This is a genomic window from Hufsiella arboris (assembly GCF_009834875.1).
GTDB classification, from domain to species: domain Bacteria; phylum Bacteroidota; class Bacteroidia; order Sphingobacteriales; family Sphingobacteriaceae; genus Hufsiella_A; species Hufsiella_A arboris.
Window position 1 is genome coordinate 701,299 of sequence record NZ_WVHT01000002.1, and the last position, 22,775, is coordinate 724,073.

The 22,775-nt window shown below is 42.1% G+C and carries 27 protein-coding genes; 8 read left to right on the forward strand and 19 right to left on the reverse strand.

What is annotated here, in order from left to right; genetic code table 11:
- Positions 1 to 9 precede the first annotated feature (9 nt).
- The 7 genes from GS399_RS06820 to GS399_RS06850 all read right to left on the reverse strand — a co-directional run bounded on the left by GS399_RS06820 (position 10) and on the right by GS399_RS06850 (position 5,077).
- On the reverse strand, positions 10 to 516 hold the full coding sequence (locus GS399_RS06820) for a DinB family protein (protein WP_160843841.1): 507 nt from the start codon (positions 514 to 516) through the stop codon (positions 10 to 12).
- 70 nt (positions 517 to 586) lie between these two features.
- Positions 587 to 1,276, reverse strand: a complete 690-nt coding sequence (locus tag GS399_RS06825) for a helix-turn-helix transcriptional regulator (protein WP_160843842.1) — start codon at positions 1,274 to 1,276, stop codon at positions 587 to 589.
- Positions 1,277 to 1,300: 24 nt separating this feature from the next.
- A complete protein-coding gene (dinB, locus tag GS399_RS06830; protein ID WP_160843843.1) occupies positions 1,301 to 2,407 on the reverse strand; it encodes a DNA polymerase IV in 1,107 nt (368 codons plus the stop codon).
- On the reverse strand, positions 2,408 to 3,163 hold the full coding sequence (locus tag GS399_RS06835) for a TIGR03915 family putative DNA repair protein (protein ID WP_160843844.1): 756 nt from the start codon (positions 3,161 to 3,163) through the stop codon (positions 2,408 to 2,410).
- Between the two features lies 1 nt (position 3,164).
- Positions 3,165 to 4,418 (reverse strand): putative DNA modification/repair radical SAM protein, encoded by a 1,254-nt coding sequence (locus GS399_RS06840; protein WP_160843845.1) that lies wholly within the window; start codon positions 4,416 to 4,418, stop codon positions 3,165 to 3,167.
- A 44-nt stretch (positions 4,419 to 4,462) separates the two neighbouring features.
- Positions 4,463 to 4,912, reverse strand: coding sequence for an EamA family transporter (locus GS399_RS06845; RefSeq protein ID WP_237487883.1), 450 nt, complete (start codon positions 4,910 to 4,912; stop codon positions 4,463 to 4,465).
- Positions 4,913 to 4,927: 15 nt separating this feature from the next.
- Positions 4,928 to 5,077, reverse strand: a complete 150-nt coding sequence (locus GS399_RS06850; RefSeq protein ID WP_160843846.1) for a hypothetical protein — start codon at positions 5,075 to 5,077, stop codon at positions 4,928 to 4,930.
- 132 nt (positions 5,078 to 5,209) lie between these two features.
- Between GS399_RS06850 and GS399_RS06855 the strand changes: the two genes are divergently transcribed.
- Positions 5,210 to 7,351, forward strand: a complete 2,142-nt coding sequence (locus GS399_RS06855) for an FUSC family protein (RefSeq protein ID WP_160843847.1) — start codon at positions 5,210 to 5,212, stop codon at positions 7,349 to 7,351.
- A gap of 11 nt (positions 7,352 to 7,362) precedes the next feature.
- Here the strand turns inward: GS399_RS06855 and GS399_RS06860 are convergent, their stop codons facing one another.
- Together GS399_RS06860 and GS399_RS06865 are read right to left on the reverse strand one after the other, a co-directional pair.
- Positions 7,363 to 8,031, reverse strand: a complete 669-nt coding sequence (locus tag GS399_RS06860) for a DsbA family protein (protein WP_237487884.1) — start codon at positions 8,029 to 8,031, stop codon at positions 7,363 to 7,365.
- 54 nt (positions 8,032 to 8,085) lie between these two features.
- A complete protein-coding gene (locus GS399_RS06865) occupies positions 8,086 to 8,565 on the reverse strand; it encodes a Dps family protein (RefSeq protein ID WP_160843848.1) in 480 nt (159 codons plus the stop codon).
- Between the two features lie 89 nt (positions 8,566 to 8,654).
- Here GS399_RS06865 and GS399_RS06870 point away from each other — a divergent pair, with 89 nt between their 5' ends.
- Genes GS399_RS06870 through GS399_RS06880 form a run of 3 tightly spaced genes read left to right on the forward strand, consistent with a single transcriptional unit; the run spans position 8,655 to position 10,977 of the window.
- Complete coding sequence (locus GS399_RS06870; protein WP_160843849.1) at positions 8,655 to 9,395, forward strand: DUF4905 domain-containing protein; 741 nt, start codon at positions 8,655 to 8,657, stop codon at positions 9,393 to 9,395.
- A 33-nt stretch (positions 9,396 to 9,428) separates the two neighbouring features.
- Entirely contained in the window at positions 9,429 to 10,334 is a 906-nt protein-coding gene (locus GS399_RS06875; RefSeq protein WP_160843850.1) for a septal ring lytic transglycosylase RlpA family protein, read from the forward strand.
- Positions 10,324 to 10,977 (forward strand): uridine kinase family protein, encoded by a 654-nt coding sequence (locus GS399_RS06880; RefSeq protein WP_160843851.1) that lies wholly within the window; start codon positions 10,324 to 10,326, stop codon positions 10,975 to 10,977. The genes GS399_RS06875 and GS399_RS06880 overlap by 11 nt, the downstream gene beginning before the upstream one ends.
- Before the next feature lie 31 nt (positions 10,978 to 11,008).
- Here the strand turns inward: GS399_RS06880 and GS399_RS06885 are convergent, their stop codons facing one another.
- Positions 11,009 to 11,317 carry a hypothetical protein gene (locus tag GS399_RS06885; protein WP_160843852.1) on the reverse strand — a complete coding sequence of 103 codons (309 nt, stop codon included), beginning with the start codon at positions 11,315 to 11,317 and terminating at the stop codon, positions 11,009 to 11,011.
- A gap of 135 nt (positions 11,318 to 11,452) precedes the next feature.
- Between GS399_RS06885 and GS399_RS06890 the strand changes: the two genes are divergently transcribed.
- Positions 11,453 to 12,676, forward strand: coding sequence for a TCR/Tet family MFS transporter (locus tag GS399_RS06890; RefSeq protein WP_160843853.1), 1,224 nt, complete (start codon positions 11,453 to 11,455; stop codon positions 12,674 to 12,676).
- A 4-nt stretch (positions 12,677 to 12,680) separates the two neighbouring features.
- Positions 12,681 to 13,139 carry a hypothetical protein gene (locus tag GS399_RS06895; RefSeq protein ID WP_160843854.1) on the forward strand — a complete coding sequence of 153 codons (459 nt, stop codon included), beginning with the start codon at positions 12,681 to 12,683 and terminating at the stop codon, positions 13,137 to 13,139.
- Here GS399_RS06895 and GS399_RS06900 read toward each other — a convergent pair.
- Both GS399_RS06900 and GS399_RS06905 read right to left on the reverse strand, forming a co-directional pair.
- On the reverse strand, positions 13,129 to 13,815 hold the full coding sequence (locus GS399_RS06900) for an SIR2 family NAD-dependent protein deacylase (protein WP_160843855.1): 687 nt from the start codon (positions 13,813 to 13,815) through the stop codon (positions 13,129 to 13,131). The two genes, GS399_RS06895 and GS399_RS06900, sit on opposite strands and share 11 nt — an antisense overlap.
- Before the next feature lie 49 nt (positions 13,816 to 13,864).
- Positions 13,865 to 14,644 (reverse strand): OBAP family protein, encoded by a 780-nt coding sequence (locus GS399_RS06905; RefSeq protein WP_160843856.1) that lies wholly within the window; start codon positions 14,642 to 14,644, stop codon positions 13,865 to 13,867.
- 138 nt (positions 14,645 to 14,782) lie between these two features.
- Between GS399_RS06905 and GS399_RS06910 the strand changes: the two genes are divergently transcribed.
- Positions 14,783 to 15,610, forward strand: coding sequence for a DUF4595 domain-containing protein (locus GS399_RS06910; RefSeq protein ID WP_160843857.1), 828 nt, complete (start codon positions 14,783 to 14,785; stop codon positions 15,608 to 15,610).
- A 488-nt stretch (positions 15,611 to 16,098) separates the two neighbouring features.
- On the opposite strand, the gene GS399_RS06915 is transcribed toward GS399_RS06910, so the two are convergent.
- From GS399_RS06915 to GS399_RS06925, 3 genes are all read right to left on the reverse strand, one after another.
- On the reverse strand, positions 16,099 to 16,434 hold the full coding sequence (locus GS399_RS06915) for an SdpI family protein (protein ID WP_237487885.1): 336 nt from the start codon (positions 16,432 to 16,434) through the stop codon (positions 16,099 to 16,101).
- Between the two features lie 20 nt (positions 16,435 to 16,454).
- Entirely contained in the window at positions 16,455 to 16,823 is a 369-nt protein-coding gene (locus GS399_RS06920) for a VOC family protein (RefSeq protein WP_160843858.1), read from the reverse strand.
- Positions 16,824 to 16,885: 62 nt separating this feature from the next.
- Complete coding sequence (locus GS399_RS06925) at positions 16,886 to 17,281, reverse strand: VOC family protein (RefSeq protein WP_160843859.1); 396 nt, start codon at positions 17,279 to 17,281, stop codon at positions 16,886 to 16,888.
- Positions 17,282 to 17,477: 196 nt separating this feature from the next.
- Between GS399_RS06925 and GS399_RS06930 the strand changes: the two genes are divergently transcribed.
- Positions 17,478 to 18,152: a DUF6766 family protein gene (locus GS399_RS06930; protein ID WP_160843860.1), complete on the forward strand. Its 675-nt coding sequence runs from the start codon at positions 17,478 to 17,480 to the stop codon at positions 18,150 to 18,152.
- Here the strand turns inward: GS399_RS06930 and GS399_RS06935 are convergent, their stop codons facing one another.
- The 4 genes from GS399_RS06935 to GS399_RS06950 all read right to left on the reverse strand — a co-directional run bounded on the left by GS399_RS06935 (position 18,153) and on the right by GS399_RS06950 (position 22,301).
- Positions 18,153 to 18,455 (reverse strand): DUF1330 domain-containing protein, encoded by a 303-nt coding sequence (locus GS399_RS06935; protein WP_160843861.1) that lies wholly within the window; start codon positions 18,453 to 18,455, stop codon positions 18,153 to 18,155.
- A gap of 263 nt (positions 18,456 to 18,718) precedes the next feature.
- The gene (locus GS399_RS06940) at positions 18,719 to 19,456 is read right to left on the reverse strand and encodes an endonuclease/exonuclease/phosphatase family protein (RefSeq protein ID WP_160843862.1); all 738 of its coding nucleotides are present in this window, start codon (positions 19,454 to 19,456) and stop codon (positions 18,719 to 18,721) included.
- A gap of 101 nt (positions 19,457 to 19,557) precedes the next feature.
- A complete protein-coding gene (locus GS399_RS06945; protein ID WP_160843863.1) occupies positions 19,558 to 21,744 on the reverse strand; it encodes a catalase in 2,187 nt (728 codons plus the stop codon).
- A gap of 5 nt (positions 21,745 to 21,749) precedes the next feature.
- Entirely contained in the window at positions 21,750 to 22,301 is a 552-nt protein-coding gene (locus GS399_RS06950; protein ID WP_160843864.1) for a YciE/YciF ferroxidase family protein, read from the reverse strand.
- Positions 22,302 to 22,775 lie beyond the last annotated feature (474 nt).

A 22,775-nucleotide genomic window follows, 5' to 3' on the forward strand; every position in this document is an offset into this window, starting at 1 on the left:
TTCAGCAATTCAGGATTGGCTGAATTCCATCTCGTCGGCACTGGGGCCATAGCTTCCTGGGATTGGTATATCTAATAGACGGAGAAAAACTCCCAATTGCGCCCGGTGATGAACGATCTGGTTCAGCGACATCCGGATAACCTCCGCTTTTGTTGAGGTTGAGTATATTTCCTCGCCATTCCTTAATGTCCAGTTTTTACCGAGTTCAGACTCCCTGGCAACAGCCAGCGCCGCTCTTCCTTTTTCGAGTGTCGTTTCAAAATATCGCATCAGATCTTCATTCGTTTTATTAACCTGCGGCTCGTATTGATTATTTTGAAAGTCAAGTTCATTGGTAGTTAGCGCCATTTCTATCCAACCCGGCAACTCAGCTACGTGATTGCTTAGACGGCCAAGAGTCATGCTTTTTTCATGAGGTTTCCAGTCGGCTTTATCCATTGGGACCCGCTCGAGCATTTTTCTGCTCGTAACGGCTTCCTGTTCCAGTTCCTTTAAGAAAATTTCAATTTGTGACATATGCGAATGTTTTTGTTTATCCGAAATAACAAACGCTCACTGTCAACCCTATGTCAGTCGGTAAAAAAAATTAGTAATCAACAGGAATTTGTTTCATATACTCGGAAACTTCCATGTGGTTTTGATTTGAAAACGGCAGATCTGTATTCTTTAAACTGGCAATTCTCGAAACCCGAAAATCACGATAATCATTTCGCAGACTACACCATGCAATTAAATGCCAGCTTAAAGCATAAAAGATCAGTCCTATCGGCTCGATAAACCTTCTGCTTTGTTGCTCTGCCTTGTTAAGGTATTCGATTTCCACTTGATTTTTGCTGGTTATTGCATGCTGAATAAGCGATAAATAGTTGTAATTAACAACAAAACAAGCTGGTACCTGCAGCTTGATATTATTACTTAGAAATTCAACCTGCTCCTTTTGCGTCGTCTTTAAAACGGACTTAACTTTATTTAAAGCGGAGGTAAAGTTGTTCTTTGTGGATTCATCAGTAAAACCATGAACCAGCGCTTCAACAAGCAATAGGGAATTGGCTTCGTCGGTACTAAATGAAACAGGTGGCAGAAAATATCCGTTAACGACAAAATAGCCCTTGTTAGGTTCGAAGCTGAGCGGAATTCCCTGTTCGCAGAGAGCTTTTAAATCGCGATAGGCGGTCCGGATGCTTATATTAAACTTCTCCGATATTAATTCGATCATTGTGTACTTCCTCGACTGGAGAAAAGTAAGAAGTCCGAATAAGCGGTCGATGCGGTTCATAAATCAAATATACTGGTAAAACGGTCAACTATCGAAGAGCTTCAACTGCTCGCTTTCTACTTGAGGTGCTTGCATTACCAGGTCAAATCTCGATAAAGTAATGCCCAGCAGGCGTATTTTTTTATCTTGCAGGTCCACGTTGTTAAGCAAACTTTTCGCCGTTTCAAGGATGGTTTGCTGATCGCCTATCAGAGATTGAAAAGAGTGATTACGGGTGATCTGCCTGAAATCACTAAACTTCACTTTTAAAGTAAGTGTTCGTCCTTTTAACTCATTTTTTTCAAGTCGATTTGCAACAGTTTCTGCTATTTTGCTAAGTTCCTGATACATTTCATCCGGTGTGGTCAAATCATAAGGAAAAGTATCCTCTGCTCCTACAGATTTCGTTTCACGGTGCGGCTGCACTTCCCTGTTATCGATTCCTCTTACAATCCTAAAATAAAAACTGCCAGACTTGCCGAAATGCCTGACCATATCGCTTTCACTTAACTTTTTAAGATCAGCACCTTTAAACAGTCCCAGGCTCTGCATTTTCTTAGCGGTTACCTTTCCGACCCCGTAAAACTTTTCTACAGGTAAATTTTCGATAAACGTTTCAACTTTTGATGGCCCGATAAATGTCAAGCCATTGGGTTTATTAATATCCGAGGCGATTTTTGCGATAAATTTATTAATAGAAACGCCTGCCGAGGCGGTGAGCTGTAGTTCGTCAAAAATGGCCTTTTTGATTTGTTCAGCAATTTCCAGCGCCGACCCAATGCCCAGTTTATCGTTTGTTACATCCAGGTACGCTTCATCAAGCGATAACGGCTCAATCAAATCGGTATAGCGGCTGAAGATCTCACGAATGTATGACGATGTTTCTTTATAGGCAGCGAAGCGCGGCCTGATAAAAATCAAATCAGGACACAACCTTAAAGCTTCTTTTGAAGGCATAGCGGATCTGACGCCAAACTTCCGCGCTTCATAACTCGCCGTAGCTACTACTCCGCCCCGTCCCTCCGGCGAACCGCCGACAGCTATCGGCTTGCCAACGTACTCCGGATTGTCGCGCTGCTCAACAGACGCATAAAAAGCATCCATATCGATGTGAATAATCTTACGAATGATTGTATGCTGTTTATCAACCATTTAAGCCGGTAACTTCTCAGTTAAATATTTCCAGTATCGTTTGGGAACATGCCTTATATGCAATTTGCTATTTTTTCGTGGCTTGATATTAACGCTTTGAAAATAATCCTTCCACAAGGTTTGGTACAATACTTCGTCTTCATGAAAAATTGAACCCTCAGTCGGAGATTCGCTTATATCCAAAGTTACTTCCTGCACATCACTCAAATCGTAATAAATTCCATACTTTCTTTTCAGATCATAAATCAGCCACTGCTGATCGGCGTACCTGTTTTTGAAATGCTTTGCTATTAGTGGCAAAACATTGAAATCAGGCGAAATATGAGCATAATATAATCCATCGGCCAACTGTTGAAAGCGGATAAAAGCTTCCATTCGGTGCTTTTCCCGGTGAACCATTTTTGCTACTTTGTCGATAGTTAAAACACAAGTATTGCCATAAGCTTGTTCAGGAGATTTGTCTGAAGAAAAAACGAGTTTAATGAAATTTAGTAGCTGGTCCTCGATTCCATGCTGCTCCGATAAAAAAACCGGAAAAAGCTTTCCAAAACCGTTCGAGGACAGTTTTTTTGAAAGTGAAGCCAGAACTCGCGAAGCCTTGTTAATGTCGGTAATAACAGTTTTCTCATTACCGAGCAGCGACGGCTGAAAGCTCTTTTCAGCCAAAATCGATACGTCGCATAATTTATATTCATAATATTCGAATACCGCTGTCATTAAGCCATTCCAGGATCCGTCATAAACCAGGTAAGTCATTTTAAAAAAGGCTGATTTGCTGTGAGCTTGATTTTAAATATTTGCTCTTAGATTCAGCGAGAATAAATTGCTTTATTTTCGTTTCAGACAGATCTCTGCGCTCAAAGTCTCGGCTGCTGCAAACGATAAAATATTTAGCCCGGCTAATAGCAATGCCGATTTTCTTTAACTGTTCCCAATTTAGTTTTTGAAACTTTCTCGCCGCTACTATTTTTTGTGCCGACTGTACGCCAATTCCCGGAACGCGAAGTATTAGTTGCAGATCTGCCTTGTTAATGTCTATCGGAAAAACACTCAGATTTCGAAGAGCCCAGCCAAGTTTCGGATCAATATCCAGGTCGAGATGAGGATTTTTATCATTAAGAAGTTCGAAAACCTTAAACCCATAAAAGCGCATTAACCAGTCCGTTTGATAAAGCCGGTTTTCCCTGACAGTCGGCACTTGTGAACCAAGAGCCGGCAGCCGCTTGTCATTACTGATCGGAACGTAGCCCGAATAGTAAACTCTTTTGAGATTGAAGTTTCTATAAAATGCGGCTGAGGTGTACATGATATCCTTATCGGTTTCGGCACCTGCACCAATAATCATTTGTGTGCTTTGACCGGCCGGCGCAAACAGTGGTGTCTTTTTCAGTGATTTTTTTTCATCGTTCAGTCGGATGATCTCATCTTTCAGATAGTTCATCGGCATGATCATATCCTTTCTGTTCTTTTCGGGCGCCAGCAGCTTTAGTCCGTTTTCCGTTGGTATTTCGATATTAACACTTAGTCGGTCTGCATAAAGGCCGGCTTCATGCATGATTTCATTGCTCGCACCAGGAATTGATTTTAAATGAATGTAACCGTTGAATTTATGCTCGGTCCGCAGTTTTTTGGCCACCTGGACTAATCGCTCCATGGTATAATCGGCGTCTTTGAAGATACCCGAACTTAAAAAAAGCCCTTCTATATAATTCCGGCGATAGAAATTTATGGTCAGATCAACCACTTCCTGGACGGTAAAAGCTGCGCGTTTTATGTCATTGCTTTTCCGCGTCACGCAATAAGCGCAATCGTAAATGCAAAAATTGGTTAGCAGGATCTTAAGCAGCGATACACAGCGGCCGTCTTCCGTGTAAGTATGGCAAATCCCGTTGCCTGTATCACCTAATCCTTTATTATGATTTTTTCTGGTGCTTCCGCTCGAAGCGCACGATACATCATATTTTGCCGCATCTGCTAAAATTTGCAGCTTCTCACGAATCCTCTCTGACATACTTGAACTATAATAGTCAAATATACTAATATTTTTAGCAATATTTAACTATTGTCAGTGCTTTTTTCACTTATTGCGATGAGAACGGCACCTCCTAGCATTAACGCTGCGCCGATAACTACCTGCCAGGTAATTTTTTCTTTAAGAAAGATGACCGCCATGATAACCGAAAAAACGAGCGAAAGGCGCTCGAGCGCTGTCACAAGAGATGCGTTTCCAAGTTTTAGTGCCCGGAAAGTAAACAAAGAAGATAAGGCTGTAAAAATACCCGCCACGATTAAAAATATCCAGGCTTTGCGGTCTATTGATGTTAGGTCGCTGAAATTACCGCGCACCGTCACGACGGTCCACGCTACAACAAGAATAAGTACCGACTGAATAGCAAATCCTAAACTTGATTCGGTATTTTTTAGGCCGGCCTTTGACAGTATCACAACGATAGCCGCCGAAACTGCGCCGAGCAGCGAAAAAATAATCCACAGGTAATCCTTCATAAAGACTGAAAAGAATTACTTGCTTTCATTTCGTTGATTTGTGGGGCTTGCGACCGTATTTTTCAACGTTTTTTTCTGCGTTCTTTTTTCAGCCTGCTTTACCTCATCTTTTTCGGCCATCGGCTCATCTGACTTTAACTCTTTATTTTTGTCCTGAGATTTCATTAAAAAACAATTAAGTGCTTTGATTGATTGGTTAATCAGCATTTAAATAAGTGCTAAAGATTTATAATGTTTTAAAAACCTGTATTTAATAAAATTAAAGATGCTTTTATAACTTAGCCTGTTGCCGTTCCAATGAAATATTCCCGAGACATTAAAAACTTTTTATCTTCACATTACTTCTCCGACGGGCTGATTATCACTGTTGCCGTACTTCTGCCCTCAGTTATTCTTGCCCAGTTCGGAATGCTTGCCGCCGGCATTAACGTGTCATTAGGAGCAGCGGCATTAAGTATCAGCGACACTCCCGGCCCCTTTGTTCATAAGCGGAACGGTATGCTGATCTGTATACTGTTTATTTTCCTTACCGCGTTTACCATCGGATTGATCAACTCGAATATCATACTAGCTTTTATAGCGGTACTAACGGCGTTCTTCTTTTTTTCCATGTTTAATATTTATGGAAACAGAGCTGCATCAATCGGCACTGCCGCGTTGCTGGTGCTGGTTGTAACAATTGATGAACCATTGGATTTTAAACGTACACTTGAGCATTCGCTGCAGCTCGCTGCTGGCGGTATCTGGTATTTCCTTTTAAGCACTTCCGCTTTTCGTATTATGCCTTACAGACTTGCACAGCAGGCATTAGGCGAATGTGTGCAGGAAGTAGGTAAATACATTAAGATAAAGTCTTTATTTTATTTAAAATCACAAAGTTATGATGAGACTTATAAGAAAATAATAAATCAACAGATAGAGGTAAATAAACAGCAGGATACGGTTCGGGAATTGCTTTTTAAGACAAGGCAAATGGTTAAAGAATCAACCAATAACAGCCGTAGATTAGTTCTTGTATTTGTTGATGTGATCGACTTGTTTGAACAGGCGACAGCAACTCATTACGATTACCAGGCTATCCGGAAAAATTTTGGCGACACTGAAGTTTTGTCCGAATTCAGCGTCATTATTGATAAGGTCGGCGATGAGCTGCTAAACCTAAGCTACTACATCACGGTTAACGGACGGCCGGGCAAAATGCACGATTTTCAAACCGAGCTGGAAATTTTAAAAGGCTCCATAGATAAAATTTCTGCCTCTGACGGTGAGAACACACTGGTTCTAAAAAAAATCCTGATCAATATCCGCAATATTATTTCGCGGATACAAAAAATTTACAGCTACTATTCAGAAAGCCTCGATAAAAACGCCTCAATCGGAAACGTGGAAGTTAAACGATTCGTTACCCGGCAGGACTACGACCTCAAAATACTTAAAGATAACATATCTCTTAATTCGGCTACTTTCAGGCATTCGCTGCGTGTTGGAATTGTAGCAACCGCTGGTTTCACTATCGCTAACCTTTTTCCGCTTGGGCATCATAGCTACTGGATTCTATTAACGGTTCTGGTGATCATAAAACCTGGCTTCAGTCTTACAAAACAGCGTAATTTTGAGCGTTTGGTTGGAACACTGGTTGGCGGACTTGCCGGAGCTGCGATCATTTTCTTTGTTCATGATTCAACTGTCAGGTTTGCGCTGCTGCTGATCTGTATGTTAATGGCATACAGTTTCCAGCGCCTTAATTATATCGTGAGCGTGTTTTTCATGACGCCCTATATATTACTTATGTTCAGTTTCGTGGGACTTGGAAATATCACTATCGCGAGCGAACGTATCCTTGACACGGTGATCGGCTGCGCTATTTCCTTTGCATCGAGTTACCTGGTTTTCCCGGCGTGGGAATACACGCAGATACGAACCTATATGGAGAAAACGCTGGTGTCAAACTATCATTATATGATCCAGGTGGGAAATCTGTTGATGGGAAAAGAAGTTGGCATCACCGAGTTTAAGCTCGCCCGGAAAGATGTTTATGTGGATACTGCAAATTTAGCCTCGGCTTTTCAAAGGATGCTTTCGGAGCCAAAAAGTAAACAAAAAGAGATTAAAGACATCCATAAATTCGTGGTTCTGAACCACATTTTATCATCTTATATCGCTACACTGATTTCAGGCCTGCAGCAAGATCAGACTAAGAATTTCAATCAAAATCATATCAAGCTGCTTCGTAAGTCGTTGTTTCAATTGTCAACCGCTATTGAAAAATTAAGCGGAACTGAGAAACCGGCTTTAAAATCCGCGGATATAGCATTTCCGGATAACATCTTAATCTCGACAAGCGACACAAACGATTCGAGGCTGATAACCAAGCAGCTTGAATTTATTAATGATGTAGCGGGAGATATTGAAAAGATCAGCGCCAAGCTAGACCTTTAGATAAAACAGCGTTATTCGCTGCGGCTGTCGTTTGATGCGCCTGACAGTTCTTTTAAAACATTTTCTATCCTTAACTCAAGGGTTTGCTCATCAGTATATCCTTTCGCCAGCATGTAAAAATGATCGTCCTTATTTTGCAGGAAAAGCGCCGGAAAGCCGTTTACCTTTAACTGTTTGGTCATCGCGAAATCGTAATAGGCCGCATGTTTAAACTCTTCGAGATCCATTTTGTAGATGAATTCATCGGGGTCTATTCCGAAATTCACCGCGAGATACCGATAGATTTCATCCAGATTTGGGTCTTTACCATCGTAATAAATACTCGCCTGTAAATCATGAGCGAATTCGATGGCTGAATCAGGGATATAGGATTTGAATACCGACAATGCTATGGCCGGTTTCTCGGAGTCGAGTATCATCTCACCATTTTCAAGATGTACCAGAAACGCTTCGCCAAACTTAATTCCGGTAGTGTCTTCAACAGTTTTATAAGCGGTTTTGATGTATGGCGCTACAACATCAATGGGACCTGTCCGGCTGCCGGTTATCATTCCTCCGCTAATAACTTCAAAATCAAACTGATCGTGGTATTCCTCATGAATGGCCCTTATTACAGGACTGAATCCATAACACCAGCCACACAAAGCATCGTAAACGTAAATTATTTTAAATTTATCCAAAGTAAATGCAATGAAAAGCCGCCGCAAACTTAATAATTTGCGGCTGCCACTAACTTAATTTTCTCCGCAGAAAGCGCGAAGCATCCAGGTATTTTTTTCTTTAAACTGCATGAATTTATTTATCATGTCGTTGGTTCCGTCGTCACCCACATCGGCAGTAGTGTCCATAATCTCGCGCTCAATATCGATAAGCGTTTTAAAATCGCCCAGAATAGCTTTAACCAGATCGATGTCTTTAACGCCAACGGTGTTGATTTCCTTAATTTTAGACTGAGCTATGTATTCGGCAAACGTACTGTGAGGTGGTTTTCCAAGAGTCAGTATACGTTCTGCAAGCTCATCGATAGTAGTTTGTGCATTGGTATATAATTCTTCAAATTTCACATGTAACGTGAAGAAATGTCCGCCCTTAACATTCCAATGGCAACCCCTCACCTTTTGATAATGAATATGGTAATTCGCCAGTAACTCATTCAATTGATCTACTACCGGTTTGATGCTTTTTTCTTCAAGTCCTATTTTTTTTGCGTCCATATGTTTTATTTTTTGAGGTTTGAATACTTAACTAAAAAAGCAGTGGTTTGTTTATCTATGCTGGATAACAAATCATATTTTTGCCGCTCATGCAAAACATGCCCGGATATAGTTTTAGTCATCGGTTCTCGGGAACTATCTGGAAGATTGAGCTGGACAAAATAGCAGGATATCTTGCAATTGAAACACGTACATCCGGGCAGAAATACCCTGATTTTTCATTGTTCGATTACATAACCGGAACATGCCTTTTTGATCAGATTAATTTCCCTGAATATGAGCAATGGACATTAGACAAAGCAGATTCGGGACATGTGTTATTGCATGGCTATTTACGGGAAGGAAGCCCGGAGCGAAACGGAATTATTGTTCTGACGAGCAAGGGCCAGATCGCATGGCAAAAATTCAACTATGCGTTAGAGGCTGTAGCAAATGGGGTCGCCGGAATTTATAATGCCAATGTGCAGCCCAGGCGAATCGAATATGTAGCCGTTTCAAATGGAGGAAACACCAGCCAACCTGATCTTAGCTTTGACTACTTCGAGGATTTCCGCTTTCCAACAATGACTAATCAGCCTGTACCGGGTTTTGAAGAAATAGCAGGTTCTTTATCACATCTGCAAATAAACGGTAAATCGATATACAGCTTTCATAGAAAAGCAGCCGGGGGATACGAACAATTTCTCTCACTGTATCAGGGCGATCAGCTGATATTTGAAGAGAAAATCGACGGTCCTATACAAAAGTTAAATCCGGAAGCGTTCTTTATCCATCAAAATAACTTATTCTTCATTCGCAATAAGAATGAAATAGTTTCCTATTTAGTATAATTGCAAACTCAAAAAAAACACATAACAACATTCATGCAGATCAGAACTTTCTTTACAGTTTTTTGCATCCTCTGTTCTTTAAAAACATTCGCAACTAATGGCGCAGATTCGATTGGGGTGGAAAATAATAATGGCAAACAGGTAATCTTATATAAGATCGAACCAAAAGAAACCTATTACCTTTTAGGCCGAAAATATGGCGTATCGCCGAAAACAATCATCGATTTTAATAATAACAAGTCACTGCATCCGGGTACGCAGATTAAAATTCCTACCGAAAGGCCATTTCAAACGGAAGCGCCGGCCAATACAGATAAAGCACCTGCTAAAGTTTATGATGAAGGCCAACTGATCGATTATAAAGTTGGCGCGAAAGAAACGCTCTACTCTATTTCTAAACGCTTTAACATTCCGGTTGAAGACATTGAACGGATAAACAACCTTAAAGGAACGGCGCTTCGGGTTGGGCAAGTGATCAAAGTTCCACAAAACAGCGACGTTGCGACCAAAACGTCAGAAGGTGAACAGAAAATAATTAAAGCTACGCCTGTTAAGGTTCCTGTAACCACTGTTGATACGCCTGTTACTGCTAGCGATACCTCCTCTTTAGATCCGGAAGCTAAATTGCGTATTGCCGCAAACCGGTATGGTTTAAAACAGCAAAGCGAGCGGGGCGTGGCTGTCTGGATCGCAGATGAATCGGTTGACCCGACCAAAATGCTCGTTTTACACAGAAGTGCTCCCGTTGGTACAATTATAAAAATCACCAATCCTATGACCGAAAAAAGTACCTTTGCAAAGGTTGTGGGCAAGTTTACTGAAAATGAAACCACACATGATGTTATCATCGTGGTAACCAAGGCAACTGCCGATGTGCTTGGCGCACTGGACAAGCGTTTTCAGGTTAATATAGTTTACGGTGTACCGAATGAGCAATAAACCTTTTGTTATTGGAATTGCCGGAGGAAGCGGCTCAGGCAAAACTTTTTTCTTAAAATGCTTTTTAAATCACTTTACCGCGGATGAGGTTTCACTCCTTTCGCAGGATGATTATTACTTCCCAGTAGGTGACATGACGCAGGAAGAAAATAAGCTTTATAATTTCGACCTGCCCTCAACAATTGACAATGATCATTTTGTAAAAGATATCAGTGATTTAATTGACGGAAAATCAGTCCTGAAAAAAGAGTACACCTTTAATAACCCAACTGCGGTTCCTAAGATGCTGGAGATAAGGTCTGCTCCGATCATTATTGTGGAAGGCTTGTTCATCCTGCATTTTAAAGAAATAGCTGAACTTCTTGACTTAAAGATTTTTATCGATACCGAGGAAAGCGTGGCTTTGCAAAGAAGGTTAAAGCGGGACCTGCATGAAAGAGGTTATTTTGAAGATGATGTAATGTATAAATGGGTAAACCACGTCGTTCCGGCGTATAACGAATTTTTACTTCCGTATAAAAAAGACTGTCAGAAAGTTATTACTAATAACACGCATGTCGCTGAGGATATTATAAGTATTACAGAGGCTATTTCGGCGGAGATGAGAGAGAACGTGTTGCCGAAAAAGATTTTTTATAAATAAGGCTGCGTTTCCACAGCCTTATTTATTGTTATTATAAGATCAGGATCAGCACTAAAATGATGATAATGATTGCTCCGACAGACAGATATACACCTCCACCGATGGCTTTTGCTTCTTTCTTCATCGAAACCAACTCGTTACGAAGAGCTTTGCGCTCAGTACGGCTAAGGTCGGATTTGTCCATTGCCTTAATCGCTTCGACACGGTCTTTAATCTGCTGAATGCGAACTTCTTTTTGTTGTTCTGTCATTTCAGACGCCGGAGTAGTGCCCATCGCTGACGCAGATAAAGAAAATGCGGTAATGCTTAATGCCAGAAAGAATAATTTGATTTTTTTCATTCGAATGATAGTTAATGTTTAAGCTGAAAATTATTTGAATATGAATAATGCCAAAATGCCACGATTGTTTTCTAAAGTTTCATTTAATATTGTTTAAACGAATCATTTAGATAGATTCGTATCTTTTAACCAACTATGGCCCAGACAAAAAAAGCCGCTATACAATTCATTTTCTTTACGTTATTAATTGACATTACTGGTTTCGGACTAATTATTCCTGTTTTTCCGACCCTGATAAAACAATTACTGCACACAAATATCAGTGTAGCCTCCGAGTGGGGTGCATGGCTAACCGCTGTGTATGCCGTGATGCAATTTATTTTTGCACCTATTATCGGTAACCTGAGCGACCGTTATGGCCGCAGACCGGTATTATTGTTTTCGCTGCTTGGCTTTGGTATCGACTACCTGTTTCTTTCCTTCGCTCCTACGATCTGGTGGCTATTTGTTGGAAGATTGATTGCGGGGATCACAGGGGCAAGCTTTACGACGGCTACCGCGTATATCGCCGACATAAGCACTGACGAGAACAGGACGAAAAACTTCGGGATGGTCGGTGCAGCGTTCGGACTTGGTTTCATTATTGGCCCGTTAATGGGTGGTTTGTTGGGATCAATCGGCCCAAGAGTTCCATTCTTAGCTGCCGCCGGGTTAACACTTGTGAACGTGGCTTACGGATATTTCGTTTTGCCCGAATCCCTTTCCATGGAAAACCGCAGAAAGTTTGAATGGAAACGCGCAAATCCTATCGGATCATTAATGCATTTGCGAAAATACAGCGGAGTCGCCGCATTGGTCACCTCTCTTGTTTTTATCTATATCGCCGTCCACTCTGTTCAAAGCACCTGGACATATATTAATATTGAGAAATTTCATTGGAGCGAGACGCTGATCGGCGTTTCATTGGCTATTGTAGGACTTTTGGTGGCTATCGTGCAAGGCGGACTTATCCGGTTTGTAAATCCATGGCTTGGCAATAAAAAAAGTATTTATCTCGGCTTAAGCTTGTATACGCTCGGACTTGTTCTATTCGCTTTCGCTACACAAACCTGGATGATGTTTCTATTCCTCGTTCCTTACTGCCTTGGAGGAATAGCCGGTCCAGCTTTACAGGCGGTTATATCTTCTCATGTACCCGCTAATGAACAAGGCGAACTTCAGGGATCTCTCACAAGCCTCATGAGTGCGACATCGATTATCGGCCCCTTATTAATGAACAACTTATTTGCGTGGTTTACCAGGCCAGACGCTAAAGTTCATTTTGCCGGAGCTCCGTTTCTCGCAGGCGCTTTTTTAATGTTCGTCAGCACCCTTTTCTCTGTTCGCGCGATGAGCAAAGAGGCGAATGCAATGCATTAGGAAAATGGGCGAAGTTTTATTCTATGAGAAACAGCAATTTAAACAATGGTGGTTGTGGCTACTTCTGGCCGCTGTTTCGATTTATATCTCAATAAATAAGTATTTAAACAGTGTCGATTTTACTTATGCAGCATTCACGGTAGGTACTGTTATCCTGCTTTTTCTGGTAATTAAACTCGAAACAAAAATTACAAGAGACGGAATTTATGTGAGGTTCTTTCCTTTTAACATAGGTTATAAATTTCATTCCTGGAATACGATCAGCAAAGCTTATGTAAAAGAGTACAGACCCCTCGCCGACTATGGCGGTTGGGGATTTCGTTATAGTTTCATTAACGGCAGAGCGCTTAATATATCCGGAAACAAAGGCCTGCAGCTTGAATTTATAGATGGTTCAAAATTGCTGATAGGGACTGCAAAAGAGAAGGAACTCGAAGATACCCTGATGCGGCTCAATCCTTAGTTATTAACTCGTTAACCAGCTCCGGCACGCCTTCGGTAGCTTTTTTACCGATGGCTCGATATCTTCCATTAGTCGAGATTTCACCGGCCTTCGGATCGATCAAAATAATTTCAGCATCAGGCGGTGCCATGTTAGCCAGGCCAGCAGCCGGATAAACCTGCAGCGAAGTTCCGATAATGACCAGCAAATCAGCCTGCGACGTTATCAGAGCGGCTTTGTCTATCATAGGCACAGCTTCACCAAACCAAACTACATGAGGCCGCAGTTGTGAGCCAAGTTCACACTTCTCGCCCATTTTAAGCTCCCAACCATCTATCGGATAGGTAAGTTCGGCTTTCATATCCGATTGCGAACGGGTAATTATCCCGTGCAGGTGAACGATATTGGTTGATCCCGCACGCTCATGCAGATCGTCGATATTTTGAGTAATAATCGTCACTTGATGACTTTTCTCAAGTTCTGCTAGTGCAAAGTGGGCCGCATTAGGCTCGGCTTCCAAAACCGATTTTCTGCGCATGTTGTAAAACTCCTGAACCATTTCGGGATCCCTTGCCCAGGCTTCGGGCGTCGCTACATCATAAACGTTATAGCCTTCCCACAATCCGTCCGCATCGCGAAACGTCTTCAAACCACTTTCGGCAGATATTCCCGCACCAGTAAGTACTACAATATTCATTCTTCAACAGTTAGAAATACATAAATAAAGATATCTTCATAAAGCAAGATTAATTGCTGCTTTTTTTCATTATTCCCTGATGTTTATGCATTGCACTATCAGCTTTCGAAGATATCACAAATTGCCTGATCTCTCCTTTTTGCCAGGCATTGGCCAACGGATCAATTGCATGAATCGGGATGTCCTCTCTATTCTTTCTTTTTCCTATTGTTGAAATCTTAAACCGTTTATCTCGATCCGCCAGCATTTGTTTATTGATCTGCCCGTCGGCGGTAAAACCCATCATCACCATTGGCGATCCGATGGGAAGCGTGCGCTGCTGGTCTGTATGCCAGGTATGAATGGTTTTTCCGTAGGTTGACACCAATTTTTCCATTAGCTCATGCTCTGCTATATCCGGAATGCCGGGCGCTATCAGCTCGCCCGACTTCACCTCATACCTGTGCGAATGCCATAATTTTTTTTCTTCAGCCGGTAAAGTTCGAAAAAGCTTTTCGGTGATAATGTATTCTACGCCCATAATTTTAGCCTTATCTCCGTTCCCGTCGAAAATAATCGCCTGGTATAGATCTTCATTTAATTGATTGACGTAATGGTGAGCCTCCATTTGAGCATACATGTTTCCATTGTAGAAATGAAAGCCGTCCAGGTAGGCATTAAATCCCCTAAGCGGTGATTTATTCTGCAACAGATCGGCGCCCAAATTCAGTATTTCTTCCTTAGCGGTCTTTTCATCTCCAGGAGAAGTGACGTTTGAGGGTGTATTATTTCCGCCGCAACCTGATAATAGGGAAAGGAAAAAAACTCCGGTAAAATGTAGATTTTTCATAATGACTTAGTAGATTGAAATATAACAAGTCAGCTTTAAAAAAGGTTAGCAATTACTTATAGTCATTATCTTAATTTACAAGCTTTACTTTGACAAGTAAAAGAATTAATTTATTATTACAACTAAACCTATCACACAATGACAATTAACTATTACCGATTTATTTTATCGGCATTCGTTTTCGCAGCTTTTTGTTCTTGCAAAAAAAACGATACACCCGTTGAGGCCGAAAACAAAACGAAGACAACCTGTCGTATTGAAGCAATGTCCGACTCGCTTGAAGCACGCCGTTTTACTTATGACGACAAGGGCCGCATTACGAAAGTTACCTATGAGAAAGCATCCTTACAATTCGACACTTACAGCTACTCCGACAACCAAATTGTGCTAAATCAATATACATATCCGGGTGATACTCCGGATACCTACACAATCACGAGAGATGCGCAGGGAAGAATTTTAGAATATGATGATGACTGGTATAATCACGAAGGCAAAATGATTTTTACTTATAATGAGGATGGTTACATTAAAAAAATTGTTCAAAAGGATTACATGGGTCAGGTGCTGCATGAATATGTATTATCTTATAAATCAGGCAACTTAGACAGGGTCGACGAAGAATCCAGTAGCTCGTTCGGCACCGAATTTCTTTTTTCCTATACAAACGACGAAATGGTAGATCTTGCTGGATATCTCAATCCGATAAGCGTGCTGCTTGACAAAGATAGTAGTCAAGACTTTGACCTGGAACCACTTATTCCATTTCTGGGCAAACAGTCGAAAAATCTATTAAAGAAAATCGAGAGAAAACCAAAGCAGTTTTCCTGGGAACTGCCTTTTAGTCGCTCCTATGTCTACGTAAAAGACTCCGATGGATTTATTACATCTGTGAAAGTTACTCACAACATCTTCGAGAATTTTCCCAGTTACGAAACGTATAAATTTCTTTACTTATGCAAATAATTTCAAGTCATTTGTGCTTGCGGCAAGAATGACTTGCCGATAATGAGTCTGTCACTTGATAGATCCGGTTCAAAAAAGTGCGGAATGCGGACATAATGCCCGTATCGATTTTAATTGCCCGGTTAATAACCGTTGCGAAATAATAGTATTACCGCTGTAAACGTGTATTTCGGCTGCCCAGATCATTGGCTTCGGTCCCATCCACGAGTTTGAATTTGTTCTCGCTACTTTATACGGATCGTCCCAGTATTTCAGATCCTTGCTCTTCTATACCATTCCGCCGGTTCCGCTCATGCAATAAAGCTTTGTTTTAACGTCGGCAAGTACGAAAGGATCGCTTAAACGAATGGTATACAATGGGATATTTTCCGGATTACCGGAGCTTTATTTTGCTGAGCTTTTGCTGTTAAAAGTAGAAATACAAATGACAATAAAGTCAGGTAGGTGTTTTTTATGCGACTAATTTAACGTGTAGCCTTAATGTTTTTTTATTCCGTCGAGTCGAACACCTTATTAAGCCGTTTTTCTGTAATTACGATCAGCGACACAGCGGCGAGGATAACTAACGCGAAACCTATTATTATTCCAAACCCGGAAGATTTGAAAACTTGAGAGGATATCAATCCAATTAAACATAAAATAGCGCCAAAAACAATAAGAAGTTTGGCGGAATACCGGTTAGCAAAATCCCAGGTCGCTTGGTTTTTCATTGACCTGAATGTTCTGTATCCGTAAAGCGAGTTTATTTTCTTAGGCGGGAAAGACTTTAGAAGGATACCTGTCGCTATAAAAATCATTCCGACAAGCAAGGTTATCAGCGTCATATTAACTTAGCCATTTGATATTAGCCCTTTTTAAATTGCCCGAAGTGCCAGAGTACGCCAGACGGATCATGCACAAAACATTCTCTTCCCCAATCATTGTTTTGAACCGGAACCAGCTTTACACCCGGATATTTTGCCGGCAGATCCAAAGCAACAAGTTCCGCCCAATAGCGTTCTACATCGTCAACCTCCAGGAAGATCATTGAATTATCTATCCAATCTCTGACGTAGGCATCTTGCAGGTAAAAGCCGATATTCCCCGTTTTAAATAACGACATATTGTGAAATAATACAATTTCTTCGAAACCTAAGTCGCGGTAAAAGCTACGGGAAACTTCATAATTCTTTGCCCCTATAAACGGACGGATTGATATTGCGTTGTGGTTCAATTGCGTATTTTAATAGTTTTACAACGTTAAAAATACAGTTTTTGCTGGATGAAATACTGGTTTTACGGGAAACGATTTAAAGGAGATTTATCGCCAACCAGCCAGATATGCCCGAAAGGATCAGTAAAGCCGCCTTGCCTGTGTGTACCCCAGGGAGTCTGATGATCTTTAATTTTGTCTGAGCTTCCGTTTGCTCCAACTTGTACAGCCCGGGCGATAAAAGTATCCGGATCATCGCAAAAAACTTCCACTCTCGCAGAGGTTATACCCAGCTTTTCCGGACTTTCCCAACCGTTATTGGCGGGTTCCCCCAGAAAAAAAACTGCTCCGGCAATTTCCAGGCCGGCTACTGATCCGAAGTTCCACAGTTCACGGGCACCTACAGCCGCCTTATACCAGGCTAACGCCCGGGGTACGTCGGAAACTGCTAACATAACTGAAATTACAGGTTGTGACATGTTACTTAAGATTTAAAGTATCATCGAATTCATTTTCGTAAACGGTTAATCTATGACTCGCTTACTAAATTACGGATTACAATTTCAGAAGTCCCATCCAAATAATGAGAACTTAACTAAAATCAACGGTGGTAAACATTCAAATAAATAAACAGTTATACAGTTGCCTCTATACATCCGCCAAATTAAACTGCTTATGACAACGACGAAAAAAAGTCACCACTCCTATTGGTACCGAAACGGTTTAAGTATTTTTTTTCTTTCGATCTTTCTTATAACCCTGGGCTTCCAGGCGGTAACCGGATGGAAATCGCATAACCAGGAATTACAGGACGGCGGTGCCTCTGCTATAGCTTTTACCACTTACCTGAAAACCGGACATTTCATCTCGGCAACATTCGAGAATTTTGAAAGCGAGTTTTTACAAATGGCGCTGTATGTATTGCTTACGGTTGGCCTGCGGCAGAAAGGTTCGGCGGAATCAAAAAAGCTGGACGAAAAGGAAGAGGTGGACCGCGAGCCGACGCCCGGAAAAGATAAACCCTGGCCCGTTAACAAGGGCGGCTGGATATTGAAGATCTATGAAAATTCTTTATCGATTTGCTTTTTTATATTGTTTTTTGCAAGCTGGGGCCTGCACTTTTTTGGCAGCTGGCAAAACCATAATATAGAACAAAAACTGCATCACAAAGCACTTTACAGTGCAGCGGAATTTTTTGTCGCGCCGGATTTCTGGTTTGAAACGTTCCAAAACTGGCAAAGCGAATTCTTATCGGTCGCTTCCATTGTATTTTTCACTATCTACCTAAGACAGAAAGGTTCACCGGAATCGAAACCTGTAGACGCGACGCATATGGAAACGGGGAAATGATTATAGCTTTGAACCCTGAATCAACACAGACGTCTTTATCGATTGATCCTTGAGGTGTAAAAACTTCTTGCGCTCTTCGTCTTGCTTGAAATTTTCAAAGTCCTGCTCGGTTTCAAATTCTACTAAATGAATTTCATAAGGCTTGTCGATATGATGCTCAATAAAAGCGCTTTCGCCCGGCCGGACCCGCAATAAAATCCTGCCATTGTATTTCAGGATTGCAGGTATCGCGATATTTTCAAATTCATCGAACACATCCTCCTGCCCCTTAATTACGTAAACTAGCTGCGTTATAAATATCATCGGTTTATAATGCTTAATGATTAAAACGAATAATTAAATCTATCAATAGTTTTCTGGTAAAGGAAGCCTAAAGAAGGGTAAATTAATTCTTTAGAGTTTTACACGTTTAATCTATAATCATCTCCACTTTAACTTAAAGTCAGACTTGCTTCTAGTATTGGCGGAGACATGTCTGTCAATCTTGACGGGGAACTTATACTTCAAGATTGCCTAGGTGATATGTTAATGCCATAAAATCGACTGTAGGGTCGGTGCTGTTGTTTTTACCCTCGGCTGTCGCTATACAAAGCGTTGTCAAAGGTTGTTATCACAGGCACATGGTCGCTGTACTTAAACCAGAAATCGTAGTCGCCTATTTCAACTGACTTTAAATGTAGCAGCATATCAGCTGAAGCAAAGCAATAATCAAGATGGTATGGCTTGTCTTTGTGCCTGTACATATACCATGTCGGGTGCTGCTCTTTTCCCTGCGACTGTTTGAAATATTGGTGATAAACGCTGAAAATCCCTTTATCTTCAAGTTTTTTTACGAGGGCCGAATGGTTGCCGACTCTTCGGGGCTGGTCCCAGATTGTATTGCTGTTAAAATCGCCGACTAAGATTGTCCTGGTTCCATTAATAATTGCGTCGTAATGATTAATTGCTTTCCAAACCTGGGTAATGTAATGTCCGTCTGGATCGGCAGGATTATTAGCCCAGATTGCGAAGAGATTAAAATCAAATGAATCACCTGTTACTGCAATAGGAACAATCATTTTAAAACTATCATTATGAACATTCAACACGTTGAACTTAAAATCACAGTAGGAAAATATACCCAGCCCTTTATTCAGATTTTGTCCGAACCATAACAGGTCACGTGGTTTTGGCGTATCATTTTTAAAAAGCAATTTATCGGGATGTTCACACTCGGGAATAACTAGAATATCAGGCTTATAAGCCAGTACAAGATCGGCTTTTCGTCTAAAAGCCATGTTGCAATTCCAGGTAATGATTTTCATATTGCCGCGACATTTGAAGCTTTTTGCTTACAGCAAAGCCGGAACTTTTAAAAGATCCGGCTTCGGTAAATAATTATATATCAAAAACGACTGCGCTCAGATCAGGCAGGCACTTTCCTTGGCTTTTCGCGTTCCCAGAACCTGTGCTGTGCGATAGCCTTTATAAACTTTGCCGAAAGGTCCGCGGCATTGTCGCTTACTACTATACCTTCTGCCAATACGTTTTCCTCGCTGAAATCCTCAGGAAGCTTTTTGCTGAAATAAGTCGCTTCAATCACTTGTATCGCTTGCTCATCTGCCGCAATTGCCTTACAATGTTTAAAAGCTTCATTAAGGAAATGTACTGCGTCAGCCTCAGCTTCCAGGCTGGCAACACTGTTTGTGCCGCCGGGAACATACACTGCGTCGTATAAAACTGATGCCGCAGTAAGCAGGCTTTCATCAACCGGGATCTGCTCGTCATTTTCGGAAACGACGAAGCCAAGTTTAGGTGCGATGATCTCCACAACCGCGCCTTCTGCAATTAGCGCTTTCTTAACCGCGTTGACAGATTTTTCACTTACACCGTCTGCGATCAGGAAGGCAATTTTCCGGCTTTTGATCGTATCCTTTACCGTATCAGCCATACTTAAAGCTGCTGATTCCTTAACCGAACCTTCCACATGAATGGGCTGATAATCGTCGGGATTGGCGTCGGCCGGGATACTCTTGTTAATAGGTTTCTCGGGTTCCTGGGGTACTTCCAGTCCTAAACCATAAGCGACGGCTGAAGCGAGGCTTTTATCAACCAGCGACAAAATACCGAGCATACGCTTGCGAATTGCTACCGTCTTTACCTTTCCAAGTTCAAAGGTGAAAGCGTCGATAATATGATTTTTCTCAGGGTCAGACTGGCTGTTGAAGAACAGGCGCGCCTGGCTAAAATGATCGAAGAAACTCGCGCTGCGCTGCCGTACTTTCCGGGCATCGATACGTTCCATGTACGAAGTGAAACCGCCGTCGGCAGCTTTTACCTGGGCCGGATCGTTATTTCCAAGCGAGTTTGGGCTGTAGCTCGTTTTACCGCGATTGATCGCCTGGCGCATGTGACCGTCGCGCTGGTTGTTATGAATCGGCACAACCGGGCGATTGATCGGAATTTCGTGAAAGTTCGGGCCTCCTAAACGGATAAGCTGAGTATCTGTGTAAGAAAACAAACGGCCCTGCAGCAATGGATCGTTCGTAAAATCGATACCTGGCACCACGTGTCCAATGTGGAAAGCCACTTGCTCCGTTTCCGCGAAGAAATTATCAGGGTTCCTGTTTAACGTTAATTTACCGATACGCTGCACGGGAACAAGTTCTTCAGGAATAATCTTGGTCGAGTCGAGCAGATCGAAATCAAATTTAAATTCGTCTTCCTCCGGCACAATCTGAACACCCAGCTCCCATTCAGGGAATGCACCGGACTCAATTGCTTCCCAAAGATCGCGGCGATGGAAATCAGGATCTTTACCGGAAATATTCTGCGCTTCGTCCCAGGCTACCGAGTGAACACCCAGCAGCGGCTTCCAGTGAAACTTGACAAAGCTGGCCTTGCCTTCGCTATTTATAAAACGAAATGTATGAACACCGAAACCTTCCATCATCCGCAAGCTTCGCGGAATCGCGCGGTCGCTCATCAGCCACATGATCATGTGTGTTGATTCGGGCATCAGGGAAATGAAATCCCAGAAAGTATCGTGCGCTGATGCAGCCTGCGGCATTTCATTGTCGGGCTCCGGTTTTACGGCGTGGATCAGGTCGGGAAACTTGATCGCATCCTGGATAAAAAATACCGGCATGTTGTTTCCCACGAGGTCGAAATTACCTTCCTGCGTATAAAATTTAACGGCAAATCCACGCACATCCCTGGCGAGATCAGTCGATCCGCGTGAGCCTGCAACAGTGGAAAATCTTACGAATACCGGTGTTTCCAGCGAAGGGTCGTTTAAGAAATGCGCCCTGGTAACATCGCCCATCGGCTCATATACCTTAAAAACGCCGTGCGCTCCCGAACCGCGGGCATGAACTATTCTTTCGGGAATTCGTTCATGGTCAAAATGGGTCATCTTCTCACGGAAGATAAAATCCTCCATCAGCGTGGCGCCACGATCACCGGCTTTCAGCGAGTTTTGATCATCGCTAATGAAAACACCCTGGTTGGTCGTCATCTTCTGTCCGCCCGGAAATTCGATATCCGGAGCCAGATTCTTGATTTTATCGTTGTCGGGCTGGTTCGCTTTGTCCGAATTTGTTTTTTTTGCCATAGTGCTTAAGCTTCTTGTGATGATTGGTAATTGATGTCGTTTTCGGCAATGCCGGTCAACAGTTCGTCGGCTTCTTTTTCCTCATTCAGCGTCTGAACTAAAACTTCTGCTACATCTTCCAGTCCCAGGGTCTTTGCCAGTTTTGCCAATCCGCCGTACGTGGCTATTTCATAATGTTCGACCTTTTGGGAAGCCAGGATTATGCCGACATCACGCGTAGCCGTACCGGCCTCCGTATCTTCGATGATGCCTTCCCCTTCTTTTGTGAGGCCTTCCATTGCATCGCATTTTTTTGCCTGCGGCTTTTCACCTAACAATTCAAAAACCTGTTCAAGACGCGATACATGCCCCTTGGTTTGTTCGAGATGGTTACCAATGGCCGTGCTCAGCTTTTCAGAAGTCGACGCCTTCTGCATTTTGGGTAGTGTTTTTACCAGGTGGTTTTCCGCCCAGTAGATGTCTTTAATACTGTCCAGGAATAGTTCTTTCAGCGCTGGCTCGACTTTAGCAGGTTCTTTGGTCGAGAACTTAGGTGCTGATGTTGATTCGTTTTTCATAATGGAGATATTGTATAGTTAGTTGTTTCCAATCCGTAGTGGTTTGGGGCAGAAAATTCAAATAAAGTTGATGATTAGGTAAACTTAAGCAGCAACAGCAAACCGGCGGCTTTGTTTAAGAATCGCGAATTAAAAAGATAGAATTTTTGCCTTACGCGGAATGATTTCGAACCTGGCTCAGTTTTAGAGAATAAGCCGTTCGGCTTGTTCCCAATGCTATTAAGTTGAGCAAACTCCGGTTGGTAGCTGAACGATTCGTAATTTGCTTAAATCACTTTATGTATTGTTTGTTGTTTTGAAGCGCAAGGTCAGTTCGAGGACTTAACGTATGTTCCCGCTATCCGCTTTTACTCCTCACGCCGCGTTAATCCCATCGCTTCGTGCCGGGGTAACCGCTTCTATCGGGGCTAAAATGCAAAAACTGTTCACCAATTTTTGGCAGTTGCCGGGCAGGCTGAACATCAAAGGTTTGCG

Bases quoted from the DNA above. Each gene is read 5' to 3' on its own strand.
- GS399_RS06820 (WP_160843841.1), bottom strand. From the start codon at position 516: ATGTCACAAATTGAAATTTTCTTAAAGGAACTGGAACAGGAAGCCGTT.
- GS399_RS06825 (WP_160843842.1), bottom strand. From the start codon at position 1,276: ATGAACCGCATCGACCGCTTATTCGGACTTCTTACTTTTCTCCAGTCG.
- dinB (WP_160843843.1), bottom strand. From the start codon at position 2,407: ATGGTTGATAAACAGCATACAATCATTCGTAAGATTATTCACATCGAT.
- GS399_RS06835 (WP_160843844.1), bottom strand. From the start codon at position 3,163: ATGACTTACCTGGTTTATGACGGATCCTGGAATGGCTTAATGACAGCG.
- GS399_RS06840 (WP_160843845.1), bottom strand. From the start codon at position 4,418: ATGTCAGAGAGGATTCGTGAGAAGCTGCAAATTTTAGCAGATGCGGCA.
- GS399_RS06845 (WP_237487883.1), bottom strand. From the start codon at position 4,912: ATGAAGGATTACCTGTGGATTATTTTTTCGCTGCTCGGCGCAGTTTCG.
- GS399_RS06850 (WP_160843846.1), bottom strand. From the start codon at position 5,077: ATGAAATCTCAGGACAAAAATAAAGAGTTAAAGTCAGATGAGCCGATG.
- GS399_RS06855 (WP_160843847.1), top strand. From the start codon at position 5,210: ATGAAATATTCCCGAGACATTAAAAACTTTTTATCTTCACATTACTTC.
- GS399_RS06865 (WP_160843848.1), bottom strand. From the start codon at position 8,565: ATGGACGCAAAAAAAATAGGACTTGAAGAAAAAAGCATCAAACCGGTA.
- GS399_RS06870 (WP_160843849.1), top strand. From the start codon at position 8,655: ATGCAAAACATGCCCGGATATAGTTTTAGTCATCGGTTCTCGGGAACT.
- GS399_RS06875 (WP_160843850.1), top strand. From the start codon at position 9,429: ATGCAGATCAGAACTTTCTTTACAGTTTTTTGCATCCTCTGTTCTTTA.
- GS399_RS06880 (WP_160843851.1), top strand. From the start codon at position 10,324: ATGAGCAATAAACCTTTTGTTATTGGAATTGCCGGAGGAAGCGGCTCA.
- GS399_RS06885 (WP_160843852.1), bottom strand. From the start codon at position 11,317: ATGAAAAAAATCAAATTATTCTTTCTGGCATTAAGCATTACCGCATTT.
- GS399_RS06890 (WP_160843853.1), top strand. From the start codon at position 11,453: ATGGCCCAGACAAAAAAAGCCGCTATACAATTCATTTTCTTTACGTTA.
- GS399_RS06895 (WP_160843854.1), top strand. From the start codon at position 12,681: ATGGGCGAAGTTTTATTCTATGAGAAACAGCAATTTAAACAATGGTGG.
- GS399_RS06900 (WP_160843855.1), bottom strand. From the start codon at position 13,815: ATGAATATTGTAGTACTTACTGGTGCGGGAATATCTGCCGAAAGTGGT.
- GS399_RS06905 (WP_160843856.1), bottom strand. From the start codon at position 14,644: ATGAAAAATCTACATTTTACCGGAGTTTTTTTCCTTTCCCTATTATCA.
- GS399_RS06910 (WP_160843857.1), top strand. From the start codon at position 14,783: ATGACAATTAACTATTACCGATTTATTTTATCGGCATTCGTTTTCGCA.
- GS399_RS06915 (WP_237487885.1), bottom strand. From the start codon at position 16,434: ATGACGCTGATAACCTTGCTTGTCGGAATGATTTTTATAGCGACAGGT.
- GS399_RS06925 (WP_160843859.1), bottom strand. From the start codon at position 17,281: ATGTCACAACCTGTAATTTCAGTTATGTTAGCAGTTTCCGACGTACCC.
- GS399_RS06930 (WP_160843860.1), top strand. From the start codon at position 17,478: ATGACAACGACGAAAAAAAGTCACCACTCCTATTGGTACCGAAACGGT.
- GS399_RS06935 (WP_160843861.1), bottom strand. From the start codon at position 18,455: ATGATATTTATAACGCAGCTAGTTTACGTAATTAAGGGGCAGGAGGAT.
- GS399_RS06940 (WP_160843862.1), bottom strand. From the start codon at position 19,456: ATGAAAATCATTACCTGGAATTGCAACATGGCTTTTAGACGAAAAGCC.
- GS399_RS06945 (WP_160843863.1), bottom strand. From the start codon at position 21,744: ATGGCAAAAAAAACAAATTCGGACAAAGCGAACCAGCCCGACAACGAT.
- GS399_RS06950 (WP_160843864.1), bottom strand. From the start codon at position 22,301: ATGAAAAACGAATCAACATCAGCACCTAAGTTCTCGACCAAAGAACCT.